Below are 21,089 nucleotides of genomic sequence, written 5' to 3'. Positions count from 1 at the left end.
ATGGGTGGGTTCGCGACGGGGCATGCTCGATATTGGCGCGCGGCTGCCCCGACATCATGATTATTAATGAAGAGTGGGTGGCGGCGGCACTTCCTGGTTACGACCTGGGCGCCACCCTCGGCACGGGCGCGTCCGGGCTGGTGCTGGCGGGCCGGCACCGTGCCCTGCACCGCGATGTTGCCATCAAGATTCTGGCCGCGGGGCGTGACCGGGCGGTTGCCCGTCTCGCCGACGAGGCACGGCTGCTCGCCCTCATGGATCATCCGCATGTGGTTCGGGTCTACGACTACGTCGAAACCGACGACCTGCGTCTGATCGTCATGGAGTTGTTAGCCGGTGGGACCCTGACCGGCCGCCAGGCGGGCATGTCCCCGGCGGATGCCTGCGCGGTGGGGCTGGCGGTGGCCGCGGCACTGGGCTACGCGCATGGCCGGGGAGTGCTGCACCGTGACATCAAACCCGACAACATGCTGTTCGACAGCGCTGGTCTGCTCAAGGTCACCGACTTCGGTATCGCGAAGATCATCGATGGATCGGCGGCCACCGCCAGCGCCATCGTGGGCACCCCGGTCTACATGGCCCCCGAGCAGATCATGGGCGGCCGACTCAGCCCGGCCACCGATCTGTACCCCCTCGGGATCGTGCTCTACCAGTTGCTGAGCGGGGCGCCGCCGTTCGACCCGAAGCTGCCGTTACATGTGCTGGCTCAGCGTCATCTCGACACCGACCCGCCACCGCTGGTGGGGGTTCCCACGCCGGTGGCGATGGTGGTGACGCAGGCGCTCGCCAAGGACCCGGCAGCCCGCCAGCCCTCGGCGCACGCTTTCGCCCTCGACCTGGCCCGCGCCGCCGCCAGCGTCTACGGCCCGGACTGGACCGCCCGCTCCGGGATCGTGCTGCGCCTTGACGACGAGATCCGCGCCGCCGCCGCCGACCGCCCGTCGCAGCGCACCCGGATGTCGCCCGCACCGACCGGCCCACCACCGACCGGCCCACCACCGACGAGCCACCCGGGTTCGTCACCCTGGAAAGCGTGGGCGGGCCGGCGGGTGCTTGGTCCGCTCGCGCTCGTGGTGGTGGCCGTGCTGGTGGTCGTGGGGGTCGTTCACGCAACCCGGTCCGGTTCGGTGCACCCGGCGGTGCTGACGGACAGCGCACCCCCTGATTGCCATTCGCAGGTGGATGGCTCGGTCTCGCTGTCCTGGATCGATGGCCAGTGTGTCGGCTACAGTGACGGCAGCTACCGGTTCAACAGCGGGGGAACGTCGCCACACGCTGTTGACCTGCGCACCGTGCAAGAAAAAATCTACGATCAGAACCGGTGCGCGGCGGAACTCCACGACCGTTCACGGGCGGAGTTCCCGTACCGGCTTGTTACGCTGGTCTATTTCGCCGGCCTCACCGGGGAGACCGACGGTGACTGGACAGCCGCGCAGGTCGCGGAACTTGAAGGGCTGCTGACCTGGCAGCGGGCACTGAACCAGGTGAAAGGCTCCTCGAACGGTTGCGCGAGCACGTCGGAGAACCCGTCCCGGGTGGCACTGCGTGTCCTGATCGCCAACGGCGGCAACGCGATGGCGGACGCGGACCAGGTGGCCCGGGAGCATCTCGTGCCGCTGGCCTCCCGGCCCGAGCAGAACGTGCTCGGCGTCATCGGCATGGACCGCAGCACCCAGCAGACCAGCCTGGCCATCACCACGCTGGGGAACGCCGGGGTGTCCGTGGTCGCCACGACCCTGTCCGGGGATGGCATGGCCGACCACTCGCCGCTGTACTTCCAGATGGTGCCGGACAACCGCCGGGAGGCGCTGCTGGTCGCCAGCTACGCACGGAAGAACGCGAAGAAGCGGATCAGTCTGTACTATCCGCAATCGTCTAGTGATCCCACCGGCCAGGGGCCGCCGGCGGTGGACGACCTCTACATCTCCACCCTGGTACGCGACATTCAGGACGAGGTCCGCCAGGGGGCTCGGGCGAACCCCCCCACCGGGCTCACCTACGACCCGCATGGCTGGGCACCTGGAGGGAACACAGCGGACTGGTACCGCGCGCAGTGCGCGGCGCAGCGCCCGGACGATCTGATCTTCTACGCCGGCCGGTACAATGACTTCCCCGCATTTGTGGACAGCATGCTTCCCTGCCTGAGCGGTGCCCCCCTGGTCCTCGCCGATGACTCGGTGTCGCGGTATGTGGTCCAGGCTGCGGGCCATCCCAGCGCGGCCGTGTTCCGGTTCGTCTCCAAGGGTGCTTCCGTGCTGCTCGCCGGCAAGCCCTGTTTCCAGGGAAACCTGACGGACGGCGCCGGACCGTTCACGACCGAATCCCTGCGGGAATTCTGCTCCAATCTGGCCGACATGTACAAGGCAACCGGGATGACCGTGCCCGACACGTTGTGGCCGGACGAGCGGATCGGTCTGGCCTACGACGCGGTAAAGCTGTTCGTCGACATCGTCAAGAAGCGGCGTGATGCCACGACGGCGGATATCGGGGGGCTGCTTCGAGGGCCTTTCCCGGGCGAAGAGCGGTGCACTGACACAGCCAGCCCGACGGCCGGGGCGTGGCCGGGAGCGACCGGATGCGTCGACTTCGGCACCTCCCAGGTCGCGGTGTCCAAACGGCTGGCGGTCATCCGCATCGCTCTTGCCCCGACGGACCTGCCGGCCGCTCCCGGCCCGGCGGCCACGCCGAAACAGGACGTGGAAGCCATCGACGGATACCCGTGCAAGTACGTCATCAGCGGCCAGGATCCGAGGACGACCGACTGCCTCGGCAACCCCCTCAAACCGTTGGGCGCGGTCCGACCCGCGCAGCACTGAGGGCGAGACACGAGGGCGAAGCCGGTTCGCCCGGAGGCTCCAAGGGACGCTACAGGGGGTTTCGATGGACGATCGGCGCTGGAAGCAGTGCACGCCACCCGGTTTCCGCACGCCGCCGCACTGCCCGGCCGGCCCGACCTCGACGCTCTGCTGGAGGCGGCCGGAGTGCCGCTGCGGTGCCGGCGGTGGTGCCCTGGTACCTCAGTTCGGCAACCAGTGGTTGGCGCTGTCCGAGGAGCGGATCGCCAGGCACGAGTCCCGCCTCGCCGAGGGCGGAGCAGCCTGACCGGGACTCGCTTTCTCCTGTCAGGTGCGACGACACGCACCAACTGCAAACTGTGGTCGCCGAGCGTGTGCACACCACCTTTGCTGATCTTCTCGATGGCCCTGCCGGCGCCGCGGGCCGGCACCAGGCTGTCGGAACGCAGGAACGACACGCATCGTAATCTTGAGGGCCGCCGGCAGAAGTGTGAAGTACGCTGTGAAGTGTAGGCGGGTTCGCGATCAGGTCGCCATTCAGTGACGAGCCATTGGAAGAGATCCATCTAAGATCGGCTCCGCTGGTTCGTGTCATCGCTCAACTGCGCTTTCCGCAGCTGGCGTCGATGGCCGATGGCGGCGTCGCACACGCTCTTGCCAGCGAGATGAGCAGAGACTATCCGTTGTTCGAGAAGGCCCGAGAGATTAATCCGATCATCGCGGGCTCTACGATCAGCCAACAGGAGCAGGTGGCCAGCCCCGTGTGGCGGCTTCAGACTGCTGACGGGACGTGGCTCGTGACGCTTGAACGGAGTTCCCTGTCGCTGGAGGCATTGGCGTACGCTGGCCGTCGTGACTTCCGCGACCGGCTGATCCAACTTGCGAGGGTCTTCATAAACAGGGCGGAGCCGCCACGCTTCGATCGATTCGGCATCAGATATATCAACAGAGTCACAGACCCCGAAATATTGACGAACCTGGCCACGCTGGTCAGGTCGGAGATGATGGCTGCCGCGACGCTGGAGCTTCCCGAGCAGACGACGCTTCATCACAGCTTGTTGGAGATTCAGCTTGACCAGGGCCGACACTCAATGCTGGCCCGCTGCGGGATTTTCCCCGCCGGAACAACAATCGATCCTGCAATTCAATTCCAGCGACGAATCTCAGAAGTTGGATTCTTGACATAGACTCGACGGTAAATGGATCGGACGCCGTACCTGTCGACAAGGTCGAAGAGATTTCCGCAATCCTCATGGAGCGAGCCTATAGATTCTTCCGTTATGCGGTAAGCGATGACTTTCTCAAGATTTTCGGGGCTCCAGGATGACAGGTCGGATATTTTTTACCGAGTCCGTCCAGCTAAGCCGAATGTCTCCTATTTCGGTCCACGCAGATCCACGGCAGACTTTGGCAACGGGCGTCTTCGTTCGACTGTCCAGCGTCGCAGTCACCGCTGTATTGCTGACGAATGCAACAGGCGACATCCGGTCAATGTCAGAATGGACATGCCCGCCGTTGATCCGGTCAGCGATTCCCTCCGTTGCGGTCGCGAAGCCGGTAGAGGCGAAGCCGGTAGAAAGGCGCACGGCACGCGGCACATCGGACATCGTGCGTGAACTTCACGCGAAATCAGGTCTGACTTGGGAACAGCTTGGCAAGCTAATCGGTGTTAGCCGTCGAGCGGTACACCTATGGGCTGCGGGTGGGCGTATCAATGCCCGACACCTCGAACTCCTCACGCACCTGCGGAGCATCGTTGACAACCTGCCGGCAGCGGATGCCGCAGGGCGCCGCATCCTGATGTTTGAGCCCCGAAATGCCCAGCCCTGCATCTTTGATGCATTCCTTTGGCAACATTCCCGAAACGAAGGAACTGTCGCTGGAACACCATTTTCTCCAGACCGGTTGCTTGGCGCACGTCCCTACGAGGATGGAAGCGACTAAATCGGTGCTGGAACGCTTCTCACATGTGGTCGGTTCGCTAACGCGTGCCAGGCCCAGCCGGGGCGCGAGCGAACCAAACACACGTACTGAAGCCCAAGGTGGGGATCACCGTCCTCCACTGACCGACGAACAGCTTGAGGTCATTGACTCGATACGCCAGGGTGACATCGTTGCAGCCGACAATGTACCGATCTTGGGTTATGACGGGGTGCGTTTCCATCCCACCCCTGATGGGGCAGTCCTGATCACACAGACCTGCGACGCCGTCCGTCCTGAAAAGCCGACGGTCGCCGTCGCTCCCATCGCTCGACTTGATGGCTTCGGCTGCCCATCCGAGGACGTCGTCACCAGGATGCATTCGGCCGGGAGCGAGGTGTGGGCTACCGTAGATACATCATGTGACCTCGCCGCTGCGCCAGGCGGGTCGAGACGCCCGCGATCCTGAGGTGGTCAACCTCTGGGCTGGGCAGACCCACCCTCTCGCGCAGGCACGTCCCGCCGGCGAGATCGTGCGTGCGCCGGCCGGGCGGTGGTGAGAGCAGAGCAGACCGCAGTCCTGACTCAACCTGCTGTGAGGTCGCGCGCTTGGGTCAACGTGGCCGGCCCCGGGTAGCTGGCCGCGCGGCTGTCGATGTCCTTGATCTGTTCACGGAACGGGTTGGCTCGGTAGACGCCGAGGATGCGGTATTCGGCGAAGTAACCGAGCTCGGTGAACGCGCGTCCCACGTGCGGCTCGTCCGGATGACCTTCGATGTCGGCGAGAAACTGTGTCGCGATGAACTGGCCACCGACCATGTAGCTCTCAAGTTTGGTCATGTTGACACCGTTGGTCGCGAACCCCCCGAGCGCCTTGTAGAGGGCGGCCGGCAGGTTGGATACCTTGAAGACGAAAGTGGAGACGATCGGGCCGATCCCGGCCGCAGCCCGCAGTTCCTTTGATGACAAGATCATGAACCGGGTGGTGTTGTGTTCCTCGTCTTTCAGGTCGGCTTTGAGGATCTGCAGGCCGTAGGCTTCGGCCGCCAGCTCGGATGCGATCGCTCCTCGGGTCCGATCGCCCACCTCCGCGATTTCTCGGGCGCAACCCGCAGTGTCGGCGCCGGCTACCGCGGGTAGCCCGAGTTCGCGCAGAGCGACCCGGCACTGGGCCAGCGCCTGAGGATGGCTGTGCACAGTCCGAAGATCGGCCAGGGTGGCTCCTGGTAGCCCCAGCAGCTGATGGTGGACCGGCAGAAAATACTCGCCGATGATATACACCGACGAGTCGGGCAGCAGATAGTGGATGTCGGCGACGCGACCTGCCGTCGAGTTCTCGACCGGGATCATTCCGAGGTCTGCGCTGCCGTTCTCAATTGCCGCGAAGCACTCTTCAAAGGTCTGAAACGGCACCGGTTCGTAGTCCGGATACACGTTTTGGCACGCCAGGTGTGAGTTGGCCCCCAACTCACCCTGGAAAGCGATCTTCTTGCGCCCTGTCATCGCTGAAGCGGTCCATTTCTCATGATCAATGGTCTGGCGGTCGCGGTCGGCCCGGCGGTGATGATACCCGGGCGGGCGCGACAGTGGCGATCTTCGTCCCGTCCTGCCCACCCGCTCACCCGTCGGGCCCGGCAGTCTGAGCCTGGATGGAGGGATCCGGCGTGGCTGGTGGCAGTGGGGGTGTCCGGGAGAGGTGGACGTGTGCGACCGAGGAGGATGTGACGAATTCGACGCACTGGTAGCCCTCGGAATCGCCGTCGAGATGGTCGAACAGCCGTTCGCCGCGGTGGAGCAGGATGGGCACGATCACCAGGTGCAGGTCGTCGATCAGGCCGGCGCGGAGGTATTGCTGAATGGTGGCGACACCACCGCCGAGTCTGACGTCCTGTCCGTCGGCGGCCTCGCGTGCTCGTTCGAGTACTGTGTCGATACTGTCATCGACGAAGTGGAACGTCGTCCCGCCCTGCATGGTGATGGACGGACGGGCGTGGTGGGTGAGGACGAACACCGGATGGTGGAAGGGTGGATTATCGCCCCACCAGCCGGTCCATTCGTTCTCACCCCACGGTCCCCGGATCGGACCGAACATGTTCCGTCCCATGACGGTGGCACCGATACCGACATCGCCCCGCGCGACGAAGCGATCGTCGACGCCCTCGTCACCGCCGTCCATGCCGATCATCTGAGCACCGGTGCGGGTAGCGAACACCCATTCGTGCAGTCCGTGACCACCTACGCCGAGCGGGTTGTCGACGCTCTGCGCCTGCCCGGCCGCGTATCCGTCAAGCGAGATCGAGAAGTTGTGCACGCGTAGCTTTGTCATCCACGACCTTCTTTGTGGTGACTGGCACCTGGTGTCTGCCCCCGAACATGTAGCAGGATGTCACGCCCGGCCTGGACCTCGCCGTACCGGGCCAGTTGACGGGCGACCGCGGCTATCCTTGATTCTGCCCAGGCACCCCGGCCCCGAACTCCGGCCGACCCCGCATCGGACCGCACCGGACCGCACCGGACCGCACTCTGGAGGACCGGCATGGCGACGAACCTCCTGCTCGACAAGCGGACGCCGTGGACGGCGCAGGACTGGCTTGAGCTTCCCGATGACGGCCGCCGGTATGAGATCACGGCCGGAGCCCTGCTCATGGCCCCACCGCCGTCGCCCCTCCATCAGGCCGTCACCGACGAGATCAGGCAGCTTCTTCGCCCTGCGCTACCGAAGCATCTGCGCGTTCAGGAGAACACCGGCGTCCGGCTCGGTGACAACCTGCGTATCCCGGATCTGGTCGTGCTGCGCGCGGAGGCGGTCTGGCGCCCGGGTGCGCTGCTCGCCGAGGACGTGCTGCTCGTCGTCGAGGTCGTGAGTCCGTCGAGCGCGCAGGAAGATCGGGTGGCGAAGCCTGCGCAGTTCGCGCGGGCGGGCGTTGCGCATTACTGGATGGTCGATCCCGCGGACGGCCCCTGTGTGCACGTGCTGCGCCTGACCGGGACGGTGTACGAGCGGAGTCATCTCGGTCGCGGCGAGGACGTGCTGGCACTGCGGGAGCCGGTGGAGGTGCGCTTCACGCCGGCGTCGTTGCTTCCGCCGGCGCCGTAGCGGTCGCGGCCACGCTCGCCCACCGCATATGACCGGCGGCAACTCCGGCGTCGGATTGCGGGCTCCGTGGCGCACGTATCCTCGGTGCGCTGATCAATAGGTGCCGTAGCGCTGCCTGCCACGACCACCTTGGACACGTCCCACCTGGACACGATCACGATGGAGCGGTAACTGATGGCAGAACGGCTGGACGGCACGGTGGCCCTGGTGACCGGGGCGAGCAGCGGCATCGGGGCGGTGAGCGGCCGGGAACTGGCCCGGCACGGTGCGGCGGTCGCGCTGGTTGCCCGGCGCAAGGACAGGTTGGAACAGCTCGCCGCCGAGATCACCGCCGACGGCGGCCGGGCGCTCGTCCTCGCCCACGATGTGACCGATCAGGCCCAGGCCGTCGACGCCGTCGAACGCACCGTCGCCGAGCTGGGTCGGTTGGACACAGTGGTCAACAACGCCGGCGTGATGCTGCTCGGCCCGATCGTCGGCGCGCCGACCCAGGAGTGGGATCGGATGGTGTCGCTGAACCTCCAGGGTCTGCTGTACGTCGCTCATGCGGCGCTGCCGTACCTGCTCGCCGCCGCAGACACCGGTCCCAGGCGGGTCGCCGACCTGGTCAACATCAGTTCGGTCGCGGGTCGGCGGGCGATGGCGAACGCCGGAGTCTACAACCTGACGAAGTTCGGGGTGAACGCCTTCACCGAATCCCTGCGCCAGGAGGTCACCGCCCGGCACGTGCGGGTATCGGTCGTCGAGCCGGGCGCGGTCGACACGGAGCTGACCGACCATCTGCGCGAGGAGATCCGCGAAGCGTCCGCACGGCGCTTCGCCGGGGTCGAGAAGCTGGTGGCCGACGACATCGCGGATGCGGTGGCATACATCGTCACCCGCCCCCGCCGGGTCGCGGTCAACGAGATGCTCATCCGACCTACCGGACAGGTTGGGTAGCCGGCGGCCTGGATGCTCACGCTGGCGTACGTCTCCCGGCGAGGCGAGGGGACCCCGGGTGCGGCCCCCTCGCCTACCCCGTTCAGGATGATCTACGGCAGGAGCCGGTCAGAAGACCGGTGTCGTGGCCACATTCAGGAAGCATGCGTTCGAGAAGGTCTTCTGCCAGTGGACGACCCGGCCGGCCCAGTAGCCGTCCGCGGCGGCCGTCACCGGCATGTAGATCTCCGGACACAGCGTCCCCGGGTCGCCCGCGAGGTTGTCGAGATTACCGCCGGCAGCCGCGATGGCCTTGCACGCCGCGACCGGGTTGGGGTGCGTCGTCGCGCCGTTCGGCGGGCAGAACAGGGTGACCGGTGTCGCGCCGACATAGGGGGCTTCGCCCTGCGCCACCGTGAGAATCAGTGCTCCCGTTGGCCGGGCCGCCGAGCTGGTTGTGGCCGCCGACGCCGGAATGGCAGCCACGCCGGCAGCCAGTAACGGTGCCAGGGCGAGTGTGCCCCAACGGGCGAGAATCCTTCTCCTTGCCATCGCAACCTCCTGTTTCATGTTTCGTCAACCCGACTGAGAAGCCTGTCTTCACGATGGTCGGGCACATCCACGATTGTCATGATATGCCATGTCATGGCGGGTCCGCACTTGTCTCGACGGCACCGCAGCGATTGCGGAGCTTCACCCACATCCCGTATCAGGTCGTCGGCCGGCTTCAACGTCCCGATTTCTACATGCCGTATTCCACTCGGTGCAGCCCGCACCTGTCCGCTGCACGTCGCCACATCGTGGAGTGGGCCGGCCAGATCGGGATGCTCGACCCGGTGCCCGGAATCTGGGACGAACACAAGCTCAGGGCGTATGATTTTTCGTTGTGTTCGGCAGGGATCCATCCGGATGCGACGGCGGACCAACTGAACCTGACCACGGGCTGGCTCACCTGGGGAACCTACGCCGACGACTACTATCCGGTGATCTTCGGCCGGACGGGTGATCTAGCCGCCGCGAAGGCGTGCACCAGGCGGCTGTCGGAATTCATGCCGGTGGAGTCCGCCGTCATTCCGGTCCCCGTCAACGCGCTGGAACGCGGTCTGGCCGATCTGTGGTCCCGTACCGCGGGACCCATGGCCGTGAGCGCGCGTCGCATGTTCCGCGGCGCGATCGAGGATATGACCGGTAGCTGGTTGTGGGAACTCGCCAATCAGCGACAGAACCGGATCCCCGACCCGATCGACTATATCGAGATGCGCCGCAAGACCTTCGGTTCCGATCTCACCATGAGCCTGTGCCGGCTGGCCGCGGGGCCGACGGTGCCACCGGCGATTTACCAGACCCGACCGATGAGGGCACTGGAGCACGCGGCCGCGGACTACGCCTGCCTGCTCAACGACGTGTTCTCCTACCAGAAGGAAATTCAGTTCGAAGGTGAGATCCACAACTGCGTTCTCGTCGTCCAGAATTTCTTCGACTGTGATCGTGAACGCGCTGTCGGGGTCGTCAATGATCTGATGACGTCCCGGATGCGCCAGTTCGAACATGTTGTCGCCGTCGAACTGCCCGCGCTCTGTGACAGTTTCAACCTGGACGCCGACGCACGGGGCGCGGTGCGGGGATATGCCGAGGAACTGCAGAACTGGCTGGCCGGAATCCTCCGTTGGCATCAGGGAACCCGTCGATACGAGGAAGCTGAACTGCGACACCATCCGGCAGCCGGGACACCTCCGTTCGGCGGCCCCACCGGACGAGGCATCTCGGCGGCCCATAGCGGCTGGATCCGCTCGTCGGACGGCCTGGGTGTGGCCAATCGGTAGAAATACCCTGGAACATCAGAAATATGAGTTAATGTGGATAAAATACCGCCCGGGCTCGAGCCCGAGCCCGGGCGGTCCATGCTGGCGGAATATTGCGACCAAATAGTAGCTGCAAATTATTTGCAATAGGTGCAGCGTATCTGAACAGAAATTCACCGGAGAATGGATAATCAAAGCTAAAGTTGCCTGACCTCTGCACAATCGCAACCCGTTGTTTACTGATCCGAGGAATGCGGGCCATCTCGGCAAATCAGAGTCCATCGCGTAGACCCGCCAGGGGGGCGGGCCGTCGCGAGGGAGACTCCATGTCGGGCGTCCACGGTCCACATGACCACGACCATCACCACCATGACCGACCGGCCGCTGAGGGGCTCGACCTGTCGGTACCAGACGCCGCGCTGTCGCCGTCCGAGCTGAACCGGCGCAGCCTGCTGCGCAGCGCCGGCCTGTTGGGCGCTGGGGTCGCCGCGGGGAGCGTCCTTGGCGGACAGGGTGTCGCACTCGCCGGGTCATCCGACGGGTCCGACCGGCGGGAGCCCGCTGGCGGCTTCCGGTGGCTCGCCGGCGACCACCACATCCACACCCAGTACAGCCCGGACGCAATGTACCGGGTGAGCGACCAGGTTCGGCACGCGTCGCAGAACGGCCTGGACTGGATGGTCATCACCGACCACGGCAGCGTCGCACACGCCAAGTTCGGTGTCGACAAGGTCAACCCGGACATCCTCGCCGCCCGCGAGGACTACCCGCGGACGTTGCTGTTCCAGGGACTGGAGTGGAACATCCCCGCCGCCGAGCACGCGACCGTGTTCGTGGCTCCCGGTCCGAACGAGGTGGCCGTTCTCAAGCAGTTCGAGAACGCCTATGACGGCGTCGTGATGGGCGCGACGGCCGGCACCGCCGCGAACGAGGCGTTGGCGATCTCCGGGCTGTCATATCTCAGTGACGCCGTCCGCCAGGGCCAGGTCTCGGACGCACTGATGCTCGCCAACCACCCGGCCCGCCGGGGTCTCGACTCGCCACACGAGTTCCGCGGCTGGCGCGACAGCGCACCCGACATCGCGATCGGCATGGAGGGGGCGCCCGGGCACCAGGCGCTCGGGATTGCGGCGCCAAACGGTGCCGCCAGCGGCCGCGGGGCATACGATTTCGCGCCGCTGCCCGACTCGTTCCCGGGCTTTCCGATCGAGTACTACCGCACGTTCGGTGGGTTCGACGCCTTCACCGCTACGGTCGGTGGCCTGTGGGACTCCATGCTCGCCGAGGGTCGGCCGTGGTGGATCACCGCGAACTCCGACTCCCACAAGGTGTACGCCGACTGGGCCAAGAACCCCGTCAACAACAACGCCAACGCGCCCTGGGACGCGGCCGGCGACACGTTCAACAACTTCGGCCGCTACGGGGACCCCGTGTACGCGGGCGGAATCGCGTTCAACGGAGACTTCTGGCCGGGCTACTACAGCCGTACCCACGTCGGCGCGGCCCGGTTCGACTACGGCGCGGTGATGGCCGGGATGCGGGCGGGGCGGGTCTGGGTGGATCATGGTGCCCTGATCGACGGCCTCGACCTGCGGGTCCGGCCGTTGGGCTCGGGTCAGCCGGGCACGACCCTCGGCGGCACGCTCAGGGTGCGCAAGGGTGCCGACGTCGAGGTCGTCATCACGATCACGCTCGCGAGCCGGCCGAACTTCGCACAGTTCCTGCCGAAGCTGGCCCGGGTTGACCTCATCGCGGGTGACGTGCTCGGCCCGGTGCAGGATCGCGACAGCTTCACCACCCCGAACACCAAGGTCGTGAAGTCGTTCGACATCAGCGCAGCGACCGGCAGCGTCACCCTCACCTACACCTTCACCGACGTTGCGGCACCGTTCTACCTGCGGGTTCGCGGGACCGACGGCAACCGCACCGCGCCGGGCCTGCTCGGGGCGGCGGTCGACCCCAACGGCCCGCCGATCGACATGGTCGGCAACGCCGACCCGTGGGCGGACCTCTGGTTCTACTCGAACCCGATCTTCGTCACCGCGCCGGGCCCGCTTTCGCCCCCCCACGGGCGGCGATGACGGTCGTCGGCGTCGACACCGACATCCGGTCGCTGTCAGAGATCGACCATCTGGTGCTCGACCTCTGGCGGCGGATCGGCCCGCCGGCCGACGCCTACGCGTGCACGCACATCGTCCGGGTGGGCGTACCGCACTTCGCCGTCTCGTTGACCCTCCCGCCAGGTCTCGTCGACACGGCCGTCGACGGCGTACGCAGCGTCCTGCCGGCCGCCGCCGTCGCCGTTGTCGAGCCGGGAACCCCGACGCCGGCCCTGGGAACGGACAACCCGGACCCGGCGACCGGGGCCATGCTCGCGGCCTGTGATGCCGCCGCGCGCACGGGTGGCCGGGCGGTGCGCTTCCCGGGTGTTGAACGGCTGGTGGGGGATGTCCCGGTGAGCAGCGTGCTCGCCGGGACGGCGATCGACCGGTTCGCGGTCCTCGGCGGTGGTGAGCTGCCGGAAGCGGCGGTGCTGCGGACCCGCGACTTCGTCCGGCCCGAGTGGCGGGGCGAGGAGCTCGTCCTTGCTGTCGGCGCCACCGGACCAGGTCTGGTTGCGCCGTTCGAGGTACCGAACCCGACCCCGTGCTGCGCCTACCACGCCTGAGTCCTGATCCCTGCGTGCCATAACCGGCCGATCAAGGCCCCTGCTGCCATCCGGTGGCAGGGGCCTTGATCGTACTGTCCGTGCACGTCGATACCCGGATCGCAGGAGGGTATCGAAGGAGGGGTATGAATAGTCGGTGCGGCGCAGGCCAGCCGTGCCAGATACGGGAACGCGATCAATCGAACGCGACAGGTGGTGCCCATGGCTCATAAATCAATCGATATCCCGACGGGTTCGGGAGCATCGCCTTCGGGTCTGTCGCCTTCGGGTCGGTCGGTCACGGAACTGGTGGCCCGCAGCGGAGGGCTCAAGGGTGAACTCGTCCATTTTGCGCAGAGTTCGCGATTCGAACGCCAGCTGACGGCCCGGCTGCTGGAAGCTGCCGACCGGCACGGCGGTGCACTCGACGAGAACATGGCGGTCCTCATCATCGACCACTTCGCACTCCAGCAGCGCCTGAGTGATGGTCGTACCGTCGTCGAGCGTTTTGTCGCCCAGCGCCGTCCCCCGCTATCCGAGGATGAGAAGGTGATGGTTCTCGGCTGGCGCAATGTGGTCGAGGGGAGCTTCGAGGTGCAGCAGCCCGACGGTGATGCGTTGGTCGTGCACAACCTCGTCGACGATCTCGTCTACCAGCTGTACTCCAACATGGGCCGCGGTGCCTTCGCCGAGCTGCAACCCGGCATGTTCGTGGTCGGCCGGATCGTCCCTGTCCATCCGGTGCTGGACGCCTGGCTGGTCAGTGGGCATCTCGCCGCGTATCCCCGGTCAGCGGGTCCCCAGCTTGCGCAGGCCGTGGCCGAGGCGGTCGCTACCGTCCCCGAGGTGGCCTTCCGTAATCCGGAAAACCTGGAGCGGGCCTGGGAACTGCAGGCCGAGGATCGGGCCGACTTCATCGCGTACTTCGGCTGCGATCTGGTCATTCTGCCGCCGGATGAAGCCGAGCGCGGTCTGCGGGAATACTGGCGGCGCCGTCAGGAGAAGCTTCTGGAGGGCTTGGAGGGGAAGGCAGCCGAAGGCGCCCGGTCGCTGGCGCTCGCTCCCGAGCAGCTGTTTCAGTTGCCTGACGATCTGCGCTCTGCCGACACCGTCGCCATCGTCTATGACGAGACCGAAGGACTCAGCTTCTATGGTGATTATGGCCATCTCGATGCCCTTTTCGCAGATCCCTCCCTCGCTCGAGACCGAGACCACGCGGCGCGGCTGCGTGCATACCTGCGGGACGACAGCGTGTCGCCGTCGGCCATCCGGCGTCTTGTGGCGCGTCATCCAGCGGAGGTGAATCGGGTCTTTCGTGCCGTCCTCGGTAAGTCGCAGTTCAGCTGGGAGCGGGACGGGGAGGCGTTGTTGCGTCGCCGGAAGAAGGAGTTCTTCGAACGGGAGCCGCGTCCCGGCTTCGCGCCAGTCGGCGACCGCGTGGCCGAACTGCTCCGCGCGGGCCGTTGATCTCTTCGACAGGGGCATCCGTCACTGGCAGCCGTGGTCGGTCTTCCTCCGGAGGTAGCTGCGCACTGTGACTCCTGGGACGGTCTCGGTGCTGTCCAGGCGGAAGCCGTCGGCATTCACGGCCCGGATGAAGTCCGCCTGCACAGCGCCGACCCAGGCGGTGCGGTCATGGCTGCTCACCAGCCATATCCGGCGGTAGCCACACAGCTCCGAGGCTGCCTGCCTGACCTCGGCCGCGGGTCCGCCGGGGGTGGGCCTGTCGTAGAGGGAACGGCCGCCGTCGACGCGCGGAACCAGGGAGCGCGGCAGCGGGTCGCTGTGGTCTCTGGCGTAGAAGGTGAACGGCGCATAGCCGGCCGGGTTGAAGAAGGCGATTGCGTCCTTTCGGTCTGACCGGTCTGACCGGTCTGACCGGTCGACGACGAGCCGTGCGGCAGCGCGGAAGTCCTCCGGCGGGGGCGTGCCGTAATACGCGCGTACGGATATCAGCGCAAAGGCGACGGTCACGGCCAGGATCGGGCCTCGCGCGACGAAGCGGGGGAGCCGCGCCATACCGAATGCGGCCAGCAGGGTCAGGCCGGGAACGGTGACGATCAGGTAGCGCGGGAGAAACAGGGGAGCGAGAAACACGGATGCGATGACGTTGGCGAGAAGCGAGCCGAATCCCACGACAAGTGTGAACCACATCGGCCGGGAGCGCCATCCCAGCAGTACGCCGAGGGCCATGCATGCGCAGTAGAGCCAGAGCAACGGCGAGGTCCCGACGGCTCCGACTGTTTCCGCAACGGTTGGTGTGAGACGGGAAGCGCGTAGCGGCGGCACCCATGACAGCCGGGTCGAACCCTGGCGGTGCAGCACCCAGAACAAGGGTGCGCACCCGATGGCCTGGAGCACAACGCCGGGCGACAGGCATGCGGCTTTCGTCCGGAACAGAAGCGTGACCGCGACGATCTCGCAGGCCACGGTGAAAGTAGCGACGACGTGCGAGTAGATGGCGGCTGAGCAGGCCAGTCCCCACATGACGGACAGGCCCGGGCGGGACGTGTCGAGCAGCCTGCACACCAGGTAGAGCGTCAGCGTGACGAGAAAGAGAGTCAGGCCGTAGGATCGATCCTCCTGACCGTAGTGAATGGCAAAGGCATTGACCGCGATCAATAGCCCGGCAATAATCCCGGTTGTTTCACCGAGGAGACGTCGTCCCGTCGCAGCGAGCAGCGGTATCGTCGCAACGACTGCTATACCGGAAAAAGCCCTCGACCATGTTACGTCGTCGCCGGCGGTGGTCCACAGCTTCAACAGGACGGTATACAGACCCATGTTGGTCTCGTGGTCCCGGACGAAAGCCCACATCGGCCCCCAGCTGGTGGAGACCAGCCCGACCGTGACCCCCTCGTCGAACCAGAGACTTTTCCGGCCTGTGTTGTGGAAGACGAGGAGCGAGGATATAACCGTTGTCAGCAGCACGCAGACCTGGAATCGTGCGGTCGCCGGGCCGGGCGGATCCTTCATGATCGCCAGGGGCCACCCGCGCCCCCGCGCATTCGCCACGACCAACGGATCGTCGGGCACGGCGAAAGGGCTTCTCATCGGGTCCGACGATAGGGCTCCGGAAAACCCGAACCAGTCTCAACGCGCCGACACGACAAAACCTCCGGTGGTGGACCGCGGGACGGACAGGGCACGGGCGCAGTTGCTTGTCAGCAGGTTAGTTGCTTGTCGGCAGGCCATGAGGGCGCGTAACGCCCGGGTGGGACGACTGGTGTGGTGTTGTCATCGAATAGTTTACACGATCAATACCTTCTGTACATGCTCTGGCTACCGACTGGCAATCTGGCGATGTGAAGTTTTTTTCGCTACAGATGCACCATTTGGTGCGTTGCCGGAAGTAGATCGCATCTCACCGAGCCGGGGAGCTCTTCGGCCGCGGAAAGGACGCACATGATCGCCATCCAGCACGTGACCCGGCAGGCTGCTGCCCGCCTGCTCATGATCGCCGTTCTCGCTCTCGGGGTCGCCGGCGCCACGCTTTCGGTCACCCATCCCAACTGGTTCAGCGGATCCACCGCCGACGCCGGGGTCATGCAGATCGGCCCGGTCAAGCCGGGCACTCCCACCGGCCCCATCATCGTCAGCACGAAGTGACCTTTCCGGGTCGCTGATCGGCCGGGAGTCCGGGAGTCCGGGAGCCGGGGAGACGAAATACTCCCCGACTCCCGGACAAGCCGCGGCGGGAACGGCGGGAACAGAATCGACGGACGTTCGGGGGCAGCTGGTGGGGGCAGTCATGGCGGAGGCGGTCATGGTGGCGCCAGCCGAAGCCAGCTCCCGACACCCGACGAGCACCGACCCCGAAGGTGTTCCGCCTCGCCGTCGGCAACGAATCCCGGCCGCCGTTTTCACCGTGCTGGCCGTGCTGGTGGGCGTTGTGGAACGGCCGCAGCTCCTGGCCGGTTTCTTCATCTGCGCGCTGCTGTTCATTCCGCTTGAACAACTGCTGCCTCTTGTCCGTCGGCGCCGGCGGGAGGACTGGTATGTGGACGTCGCGCATACCTTCGCGAACCGGCTGCCGATCACCGTCGTCTCCACCGCTGTTCTCACCGTCCTCGCGCCCGCCGTGCACCACGCCTGCCCGCAAGCCGTGCGAGAACTGCTGCTGCGCCAACCCGGCTGGTGTCAGTTCATCATCATCCTGCTGCTGGCGGACCTGGCGAATTACGCCGCACACCGGGCACTGCACGAGCTGCCCCCGCTGTGGCGGCTGCACGCGGTTCATCACTCCAGCCGCGAGCTCGACTGGCTGTCCACGAGCAGAGGTCATCCGCTGGATCAGATCGTCAACCTGACGGCAATCGTCCTACCGCTGTACGCGGTCGGTTTTGATCTGACCTTCTCATCCCTGTTCGTCGCCTTCCAGTTCTACTTTCCGTTCCTCGCCCATGCCAACACGCGGCTCACCCTGCGTCCGCTCAGCGTCGTCTTTGTCACGCCGGCCTTCCATCACTGGCACCATGCCGATACTCCCGAGGCGGTCAACCGCAACTACGGCGCCGTCTTCTCCTTCTGGGACACCCTGCTGGGCACCCGCTACCTGCCCGCGGGGACACCGCCGGCCTACGGGATACCGCAGGACATGGCGCCATCCTGGGCCGGCCAACTTGTTGCACCGTTCCGACCACGCCGAACAGGCGTATCGAAGTTGTCGGACGTCGTCGCTACGGTGCCCTGTGTCGTCACACCGATGGAAGGGGACACCGTGACCCGAACCGACAGGGCCGTGACCAGCGAGCGCGCCGACCTGCTGGAGACGTTGGCCAAGCACCGGTACTTCCTGCGCTACACGGTCCGCGACCTGACCGACGATCAGGCCGCGCAGCGCACCACCGTGAGTGAGTTGTGCCTGGGCGGTCTGATCAAACACGTCGCGTTCACCGAACGGGGTTGGATCGCCTTCATCATCGAGGGCCCGTCGGCGATGGAGCAGTCGCCCGCGAAGCTGACGGAGCGGTCCGAGGCGTTTCGCATGCTGGCCGGGGAGAGCCTGCCAGGGCTGCTCGACGAGTACGAGCAGGTGGCGCGCCGGACCGATGAGCTCGTGGTGGCGTTGCCTGATCTCGATGTCTCCCAGCCGCTGCCCGAGGCTCCGTGGTTCGAACCGGGCGCGCGCTGGTCGGCCCGCCGGGTGTTGCTCCACGTGATCGCGGAGACTGCCCAGCACGCTGGTCACGCCGACATCATCCGCGAGGCCCTGGACGGCGCCACATCGATGGGGTAGTTGGATCGGGTAACAGTTCGGGTCCCGCGGATCAGCGGGCGGATCAGCCGCGAGGTAGCCGGTCCCGGCCGGTGGGTCGCTGCGTCCTAGAGTGCACCCAAAGAGCCCAGGGGTGGGATTCGATGTTGGTTTCGATGTTGGTACAGACAGGCGGCGGAGGTCTCCCGCTCCAGGGACGAGTCGCACTCGTGACGGGCGCAGGGCGGGGGCTGGGCGCAGCCCACGCCCGGGCACTCGCGGCGGCCGGCGCCGCGGTGGTCGTCAACGATGTCGGTGCCAGTATGGACGGCAGCGAGCGCGGTATGGCCGTCGCTGACGGCGTCGCCGCGGACGTGCTCGCACAGGGTGGACAGGCTGTCGTCGACCATTCGGACATCTCCACGTTCGCGGGAGCGGCCGCCGCCGTTGCGTGCGCGGTGGACGCCTTCGGCCGGATCGACATCGTGGTGAACAACGCCGGGATCGTGTCACCCGGCACGGTCGAGGACATCGAGGAGGCAGCGCTGCAGCGGCTGCTGGCCGTACATCTCACCGGCAGCGTCGGTACGATCAGGGCTGCGTTCCCGACGATGCGCGCCCAGCGGTACGGCCGGATCGTGAACACCATTTCGGAGGCCGCGCTCGACACCCGCATGGCCGACAGCGTCGGGTACAGCTCCGCGAAGGCCGCGATCTGGGGACTGACCATGGCCACCGCCAAACAGGGCGCGCCGTACGGGATCACCGCCAACGCTGTCTCGCCGGGGGCGCTGACCAGGATGTCGGAGAACTTCCTCGCGTCGGCCGGACCGCAGGGCAGTGGTGCTGCCGTACTCGACCTCTCCCCGGAACATGTCTCCCGCGTCGTCGTGCGACTCGTCGCGCCGGACGCGGCCGACGTTACCGGACGGGTGGTGCACGCCGCCGGCGGTCAGGTACGCGAGTATGTGCTTCGCCGGACCGGCGACACCGACCTGGTCCGCCGTCTCACCACCCCCTGGCCGCAGCCCAGCTCCTCGGGCTGAGCCGACTTCGGACGAACTGAACAAGGCGGGATCACGATCATGGGATTACTGGACGGCAAGGTCGCTTTCGTCACCGGCGCAGCTCGCGGTCAGGGCCGCAGCCACGCGGTGCGGCTCGCCCGCGAAGGCGCGAGGATCATCGCGGTGGACATCGCGGGCCCGGTGTCGCCCGCCAACGTCTACCCAGCCGCGACATCAAAGGATCTTGACGAGACCGTACGTCTGGTCGAAGCCGAGGACCAGCCAATTCACGCCCGGCAGGCCGACGTCCGCGACTCGGCCGCGCTGGTGGCTGTGCTCGCAGACGGTGTCGCCGAGTTCGGCGGCCGACTTGACGTCGTCGTCGCCAACGCCGGGATCAGCAACTGGAGCCGGTTCTGGGAAATGCCTGACGAGCAGTGGCAGACCGTGATCGACGTTAACCTCACCGGAGTGTGGCGGACCCTCAAGGCCGCGGTTCCGTACATGATCGAGGCGGGCAACGGCGGGTCGATCATCACAGTCAGTTCGGTGGCGGGGATCAAGTCGTTACCGGCTCAGGCGCACTACAGCGCGGCCAAGCACGGCGTCGTCGGACTGACCAAGGCTGCGGCCATCGAGCTGGGGGAGTTCCGCATCCGCGTGAACTCGGTGCATCCCTGGGGAGTCGCGACTCCGATGAGCGAGGATCCGACGATTCACAAGGTCCTGGCCGACCACCCCTCGTACGCGGCGTCGTTCGCCAGCCTCTTGCCCGACCTGCCCATCGCAGACTCCGATGACATCTCGGATGCGGTCGTCTGGCTCGCCTCGGATCTGTCCCGGTCGGTCACCGCAACGCAGCTCACCCTCGACATGGGGGCGACCAAGGTCTGACCAAGGTCCGATCAAGATCGGTTGATGATCACATCAGGCACCGTGCCGGAGCCAGGAGCGGATGTCAGGTTCCGGTGCGCCGGATTCGCGGCCGGTCCCAGCCGGCGGGCAGGGCGGTCGGCGTCTGCCAGGACGGTTCGGGGCGGAAATCGCACCAGGTGCCGTCGAACGGAAACCGTCCCTCCTCGACGCGTCCGACCACCTTTTCGCCCTCGGCCCGTACCGCTGCTGCGTCGGTCACCCAGTAGTGCTCGGGGAAGGCGAGGCGCTCGTCGAGTTCGTCCTCGTCCTTCCACTCCCAGTTGCGGTCCGGATAGACCCAGATGTCGAGGTCGTGGTCACAGCCGTCGACTCCGGCGAGCGCACTGTCGCCGTCGCGCCAGCGGGCGACGGGTTCTTCGAGGTTCACGTACCAGGCTGCAAAGGCGCTGCGAGCGTCCCAGAACCACCACACCGAATGCGCCTGCCGCGGTGGGATCAGCATGAAGATGTTCGGACCGTGCCATCCGGTCGTGGTCAGTTCGGTGGGTTGACGCACCCATTCGGCGAAGGGCATGTCGCGGATGCCACGGCCGTCCTGACTCATCCTGATCGCGATGGGACCACCGTGGGGAATCCACAGCCGCAGGCCACGCTCGTCATCGCCGACGACGATAGCCGAGCGGACGAGAACCAGGGCGTCTCCGGTGAACATCCGGTGCAGGATCGGCTGTCCGGGCTCAAATGCGACATCCACCATGGTCACGGCCTAGACCATATCTAAGGGCTTCACACCCGCTTCCCGCTACCGGTTGGTGTCAGGGAATGCCGCC

At 66.2% G+C, this 21,089-nt stretch carries 17 protein-coding genes and 2 pseudogenes; 14 read left to right on the top strand and 5 right to left on the bottom strand.

The window, feature by feature from the left end:
• The first annotated feature begins 77 nt into the window (after positions 1-77).
• The 3 genes from U9983_RS07140 (at position 78) to U9983_RS07130 (ending at position 3,982) form a co-directional block, all read left to right on the top strand.
• On the top strand, positions 78-2,816 hold the full coding sequence (locus U9983_RS07140) for a bifunctional serine/threonine-protein kinase/ABC transporter substrate-binding protein (protein WP_322753263.1): 2,739 nt from the start codon (positions 78-80) through the stop codon (positions 2,814-2,816).
• Between the two features lie 64 nt (positions 2,817-2,880).
• Positions 2,881-3,102, top strand: a complete 222-nt coding sequence (locus U9983_RS07135) for a hypothetical protein (protein WP_322753262.1) — start codon at positions 2,881-2,883, stop codon at positions 3,100-3,102.
• 244 nt (positions 3,103-3,346) lie between these two features.
• Complete coding sequence (locus U9983_RS07130; protein ID WP_322753261.1) at positions 3,347-3,982, top strand: TIGR04255 family protein; 636 nt, start codon at positions 3,347-3,349, stop codon at positions 3,980-3,982.
• Between the two features lie 1,318 nt (positions 3,983-5,300).
• Here the strand turns inward: U9983_RS07130 and U9983_RS07125 are convergent.
• Positions 5,301-6,218: a prephenate dehydratase gene (locus U9983_RS07125; RefSeq protein WP_322753260.1), complete on the bottom strand. Its 918-nt coding sequence runs from the start codon at positions 6,216-6,218 to the stop codon at positions 5,301-5,303.
• Positions 6,219-6,333: 115 nt separating this feature from the next.
• A complete protein-coding gene (locus tag U9983_RS07120; protein ID WP_322753259.1) occupies positions 6,334-7,041 on the bottom strand; it encodes a dihydrofolate reductase family protein in 708 nt (235 codons plus the stop codon).
• Between the two features lie 210 nt (positions 7,042-7,251).
• Between U9983_RS07120 and U9983_RS07115 the strand changes: the two genes are divergently transcribed.
• The gene (locus U9983_RS07115; protein ID WP_322753258.1) at positions 7,252-7,812 is read left to right on the top strand and encodes a Uma2 family endonuclease; all 561 of its coding nucleotides are present in this window, start codon (positions 7,252-7,254) and stop codon (positions 7,810-7,812) included.
• Positions 7,813-7,986: 174 nt separating this feature from the next.
• Complete coding sequence (locus tag U9983_RS07110) at positions 7,987-8,751, top strand: SDR family NAD(P)-dependent oxidoreductase (protein WP_322753257.1); 765 nt, start codon at positions 7,987-7,989, stop codon at positions 8,749-8,751.
• A 108-nt stretch (positions 8,752-8,859) separates the two neighbouring features.
• On the opposite strand, the gene U9983_RS07105 is transcribed toward U9983_RS07110, so the two are convergent.
• Positions 8,860-9,282 (bottom strand): SSI family serine proteinase inhibitor, encoded by a 423-nt coding sequence (locus U9983_RS07105; protein ID WP_322753256.1) that lies wholly within the window; start codon positions 9,280-9,282, stop codon positions 8,860-8,862.
• Between the two features lie 104 nt (positions 9,283-9,386).
• Here U9983_RS07105 and U9983_RS07100 point away from each other — a divergent pair.
• The 4 genes and pseudogenes from U9983_RS07100 to U9983_RS07085 all read left to right on the top strand — a co-directional run.
• A pseudogene (locus U9983_RS07100) lies at positions 9,387-10,553 on the top strand (terpene synthase family protein); the annotation flags it as partial.
• A 305-nt stretch (positions 10,554-10,858) separates the two neighbouring features.
• On the top strand, positions 10,859-12,613 hold the full coding sequence (locus U9983_RS07095) for a PHP domain-containing protein (RefSeq protein ID WP_322753254.1): 1,755 nt from the start codon (positions 10,859-10,861) through the stop codon (positions 12,611-12,613).
• On the top strand, positions 12,610-13,200 hold the full coding sequence (locus U9983_RS07090) for a hypothetical protein (RefSeq protein ID WP_322753253.1): 591 nt from the start codon (positions 12,610-12,612) through the stop codon (positions 13,198-13,200). Before U9983_RS07095 ends, U9983_RS07090 begins: the two co-directional genes overlap by 4 nt.
• Before the next feature lie 201 nt (positions 13,201-13,401).
• Positions 13,402-14,646: a hypothetical protein gene (locus U9983_RS07085; RefSeq protein ID WP_322753252.1), complete on the top strand. Its 1,245-nt coding sequence runs from the start codon at positions 13,402-13,404 to the stop codon at positions 14,644-14,646.
• Positions 14,647-14,667: 21 nt separating this feature from the next.
• Here U9983_RS07085 and U9983_RS07080 read toward each other — a convergent pair whose 3' ends face one another.
• Entirely contained in the window at positions 14,668-16,233 is a 1,566-nt protein-coding gene (locus U9983_RS07080; protein ID WP_322753251.1) for a glycosyltransferase family 39 protein, read from the bottom strand.
• Between the two features lie 351 nt (positions 16,234-16,584).
• Between U9983_RS07080 and U9983_RS07075 the strand changes: the two genes are divergently transcribed.
• The 5 genes and pseudogenes from U9983_RS07075 to U9983_RS07060 all read left to right on the top strand — a co-directional run bounded on the left by U9983_RS07075 (position 16,585) and on the right by U9983_RS07060 (position 20,277).
• The gene (locus U9983_RS07075; protein ID WP_322751183.1) at positions 16,585-16,788 is read left to right on the top strand and encodes a hypothetical protein; all 204 of its coding nucleotides are present in this window, start codon (positions 16,585-16,587) and stop codon (positions 16,786-16,788) included.
• A 142-nt stretch (positions 16,789-16,930) separates the two neighbouring features.
• Positions 16,931-17,716 (top strand): annotated as a pseudogene (locus tag U9983_RS27765) (sterol desaturase family protein); the annotation flags it as partial.
• A gap of 168 nt (positions 17,717-17,884) precedes the next feature.
• Positions 17,885-18,418, top strand: coding sequence for a DinB family protein (locus U9983_RS27760; protein WP_416210317.1), 534 nt, complete (start codon positions 17,885-17,887; stop codon positions 18,416-18,418).
• 188 nt (positions 18,419-18,606) lie between these two features.
• Complete coding sequence (locus U9983_RS07065; protein WP_322753249.1) at positions 18,607-19,422, top strand: SDR family NAD(P)-dependent oxidoreductase; 816 nt, start codon at positions 18,607-18,609, stop codon at positions 19,420-19,422.
• A gap of 39 nt (positions 19,423-19,461) precedes the next feature.
• Positions 19,462-20,277 (top strand): mycofactocin-coupled SDR family oxidoreductase, encoded by an 816-nt coding sequence (locus U9983_RS07060; RefSeq protein ID WP_322753248.1) that lies wholly within the window; start codon positions 19,462-19,464, stop codon positions 20,275-20,277.
• 64 nt (positions 20,278-20,341) lie between these two features.
• Here the strand turns inward: U9983_RS07060 and U9983_RS07055 are convergent, their stop codons facing one another.
• Positions 20,342-21,016: a DUF402 domain-containing protein gene (locus U9983_RS07055; protein WP_322753280.1), complete on the bottom strand. Its 675-nt coding sequence runs from the start codon at positions 21,014-21,016 to the stop codon at positions 20,342-20,344.
• Positions 21,017-21,089 lie beyond the last annotated feature (73 nt).

Origin of the sequence: Protofrankia sp. Cas3 (genome assembly GCF_963555955.1) — a bacterium.
Taxonomy (GTDB): Bacteria; Actinomycetota; Actinomycetes; order Frankiales; family Frankiaceae; genus Protofrankia.
This window is presented reverse-complemented; position numbering and strand designations above follow the sequence as displayed.

Excerpts from the sequence above, each read along its gene's own strand:
- U9983_RS07085 (WP_322753252.1), top strand. The coding sequence starts at position 13,402 with ATGGCTCATAAATCAATCGATATCCCGACGGGTTCGGGAGCATCGCCT.
- U9983_RS07055 (WP_322753280.1), bottom strand. The coding sequence starts at position 21,016 with ATGGTGGATGTCGCATTTGAGCCCGGACAGCCGATCCTGCACCGGATG.
- U9983_RS07105 (WP_322753256.1), bottom strand. The coding sequence starts at position 9,282 with ATGGCAAGGAGAAGGATTCTCGCCCGTTGGGGCACACTCGCCCTGGCA.
- U9983_RS27760 (WP_416210317.1), top strand. The coding sequence starts at position 17,885 with ATGGAAGGGGACACCGTGACCCGAACCGACAGGGCCGTGACCAGCGAG.
- U9983_RS07080 (WP_322753251.1), bottom strand. The coding sequence starts at position 16,233 with ATGAGAAGCCCTTTCGCCGTGCCCGACGATCCGTTGGTCGTGGCGAAT.
- U9983_RS07115 (WP_322753258.1), top strand. The coding sequence starts at position 7,252 with ATGGCGACGAACCTCCTGCTCGACAAGCGGACGCCGTGGACGGCGCAG.
- U9983_RS07125 (WP_322753260.1), bottom strand. The coding sequence starts at position 6,218 with ATGACAGGGCGCAAGAAGATCGCTTTCCAGGGTGAGTTGGGGGCCAAC.
- U9983_RS07060 (WP_322753248.1), top strand. The coding sequence starts at position 19,462 with ATGGGATTACTGGACGGCAAGGTCGCTTTCGTCACCGGCGCAGCTCGC.
- U9983_RS07135 (WP_322753262.1), top strand. The coding sequence starts at position 2,881 with ATGGACGATCGGCGCTGGAAGCAGTGCACGCCACCCGGTTTCCGCACG.
- U9983_RS07120 (WP_322753259.1), bottom strand. The coding sequence starts at position 7,041 with ATGACAAAGCTACGCGTGCACAACTTCTCGATCTCGCTTGACGGATAC.
- U9983_RS07095 (WP_322753254.1), top strand. The coding sequence starts at position 10,859 with ATGTCGGGCGTCCACGGTCCACATGACCACGACCATCACCACCATGAC.
- U9983_RS07075 (WP_322751183.1), top strand. The coding sequence starts at position 16,585 with ATGATCGCCATCCAGCACGTGACCCGGCAGGCTGCTGCCCGCCTGCTC.
- U9983_RS07090 (WP_322753253.1), top strand. The coding sequence starts at position 12,610 with ATGACGGTCGTCGGCGTCGACACCGACATCCGGTCGCTGTCAGAGATC.
- U9983_RS07110 (WP_322753257.1), top strand. The coding sequence starts at position 7,987 with ATGGCAGAACGGCTGGACGGCACGGTGGCCCTGGTGACCGGGGCGAGC.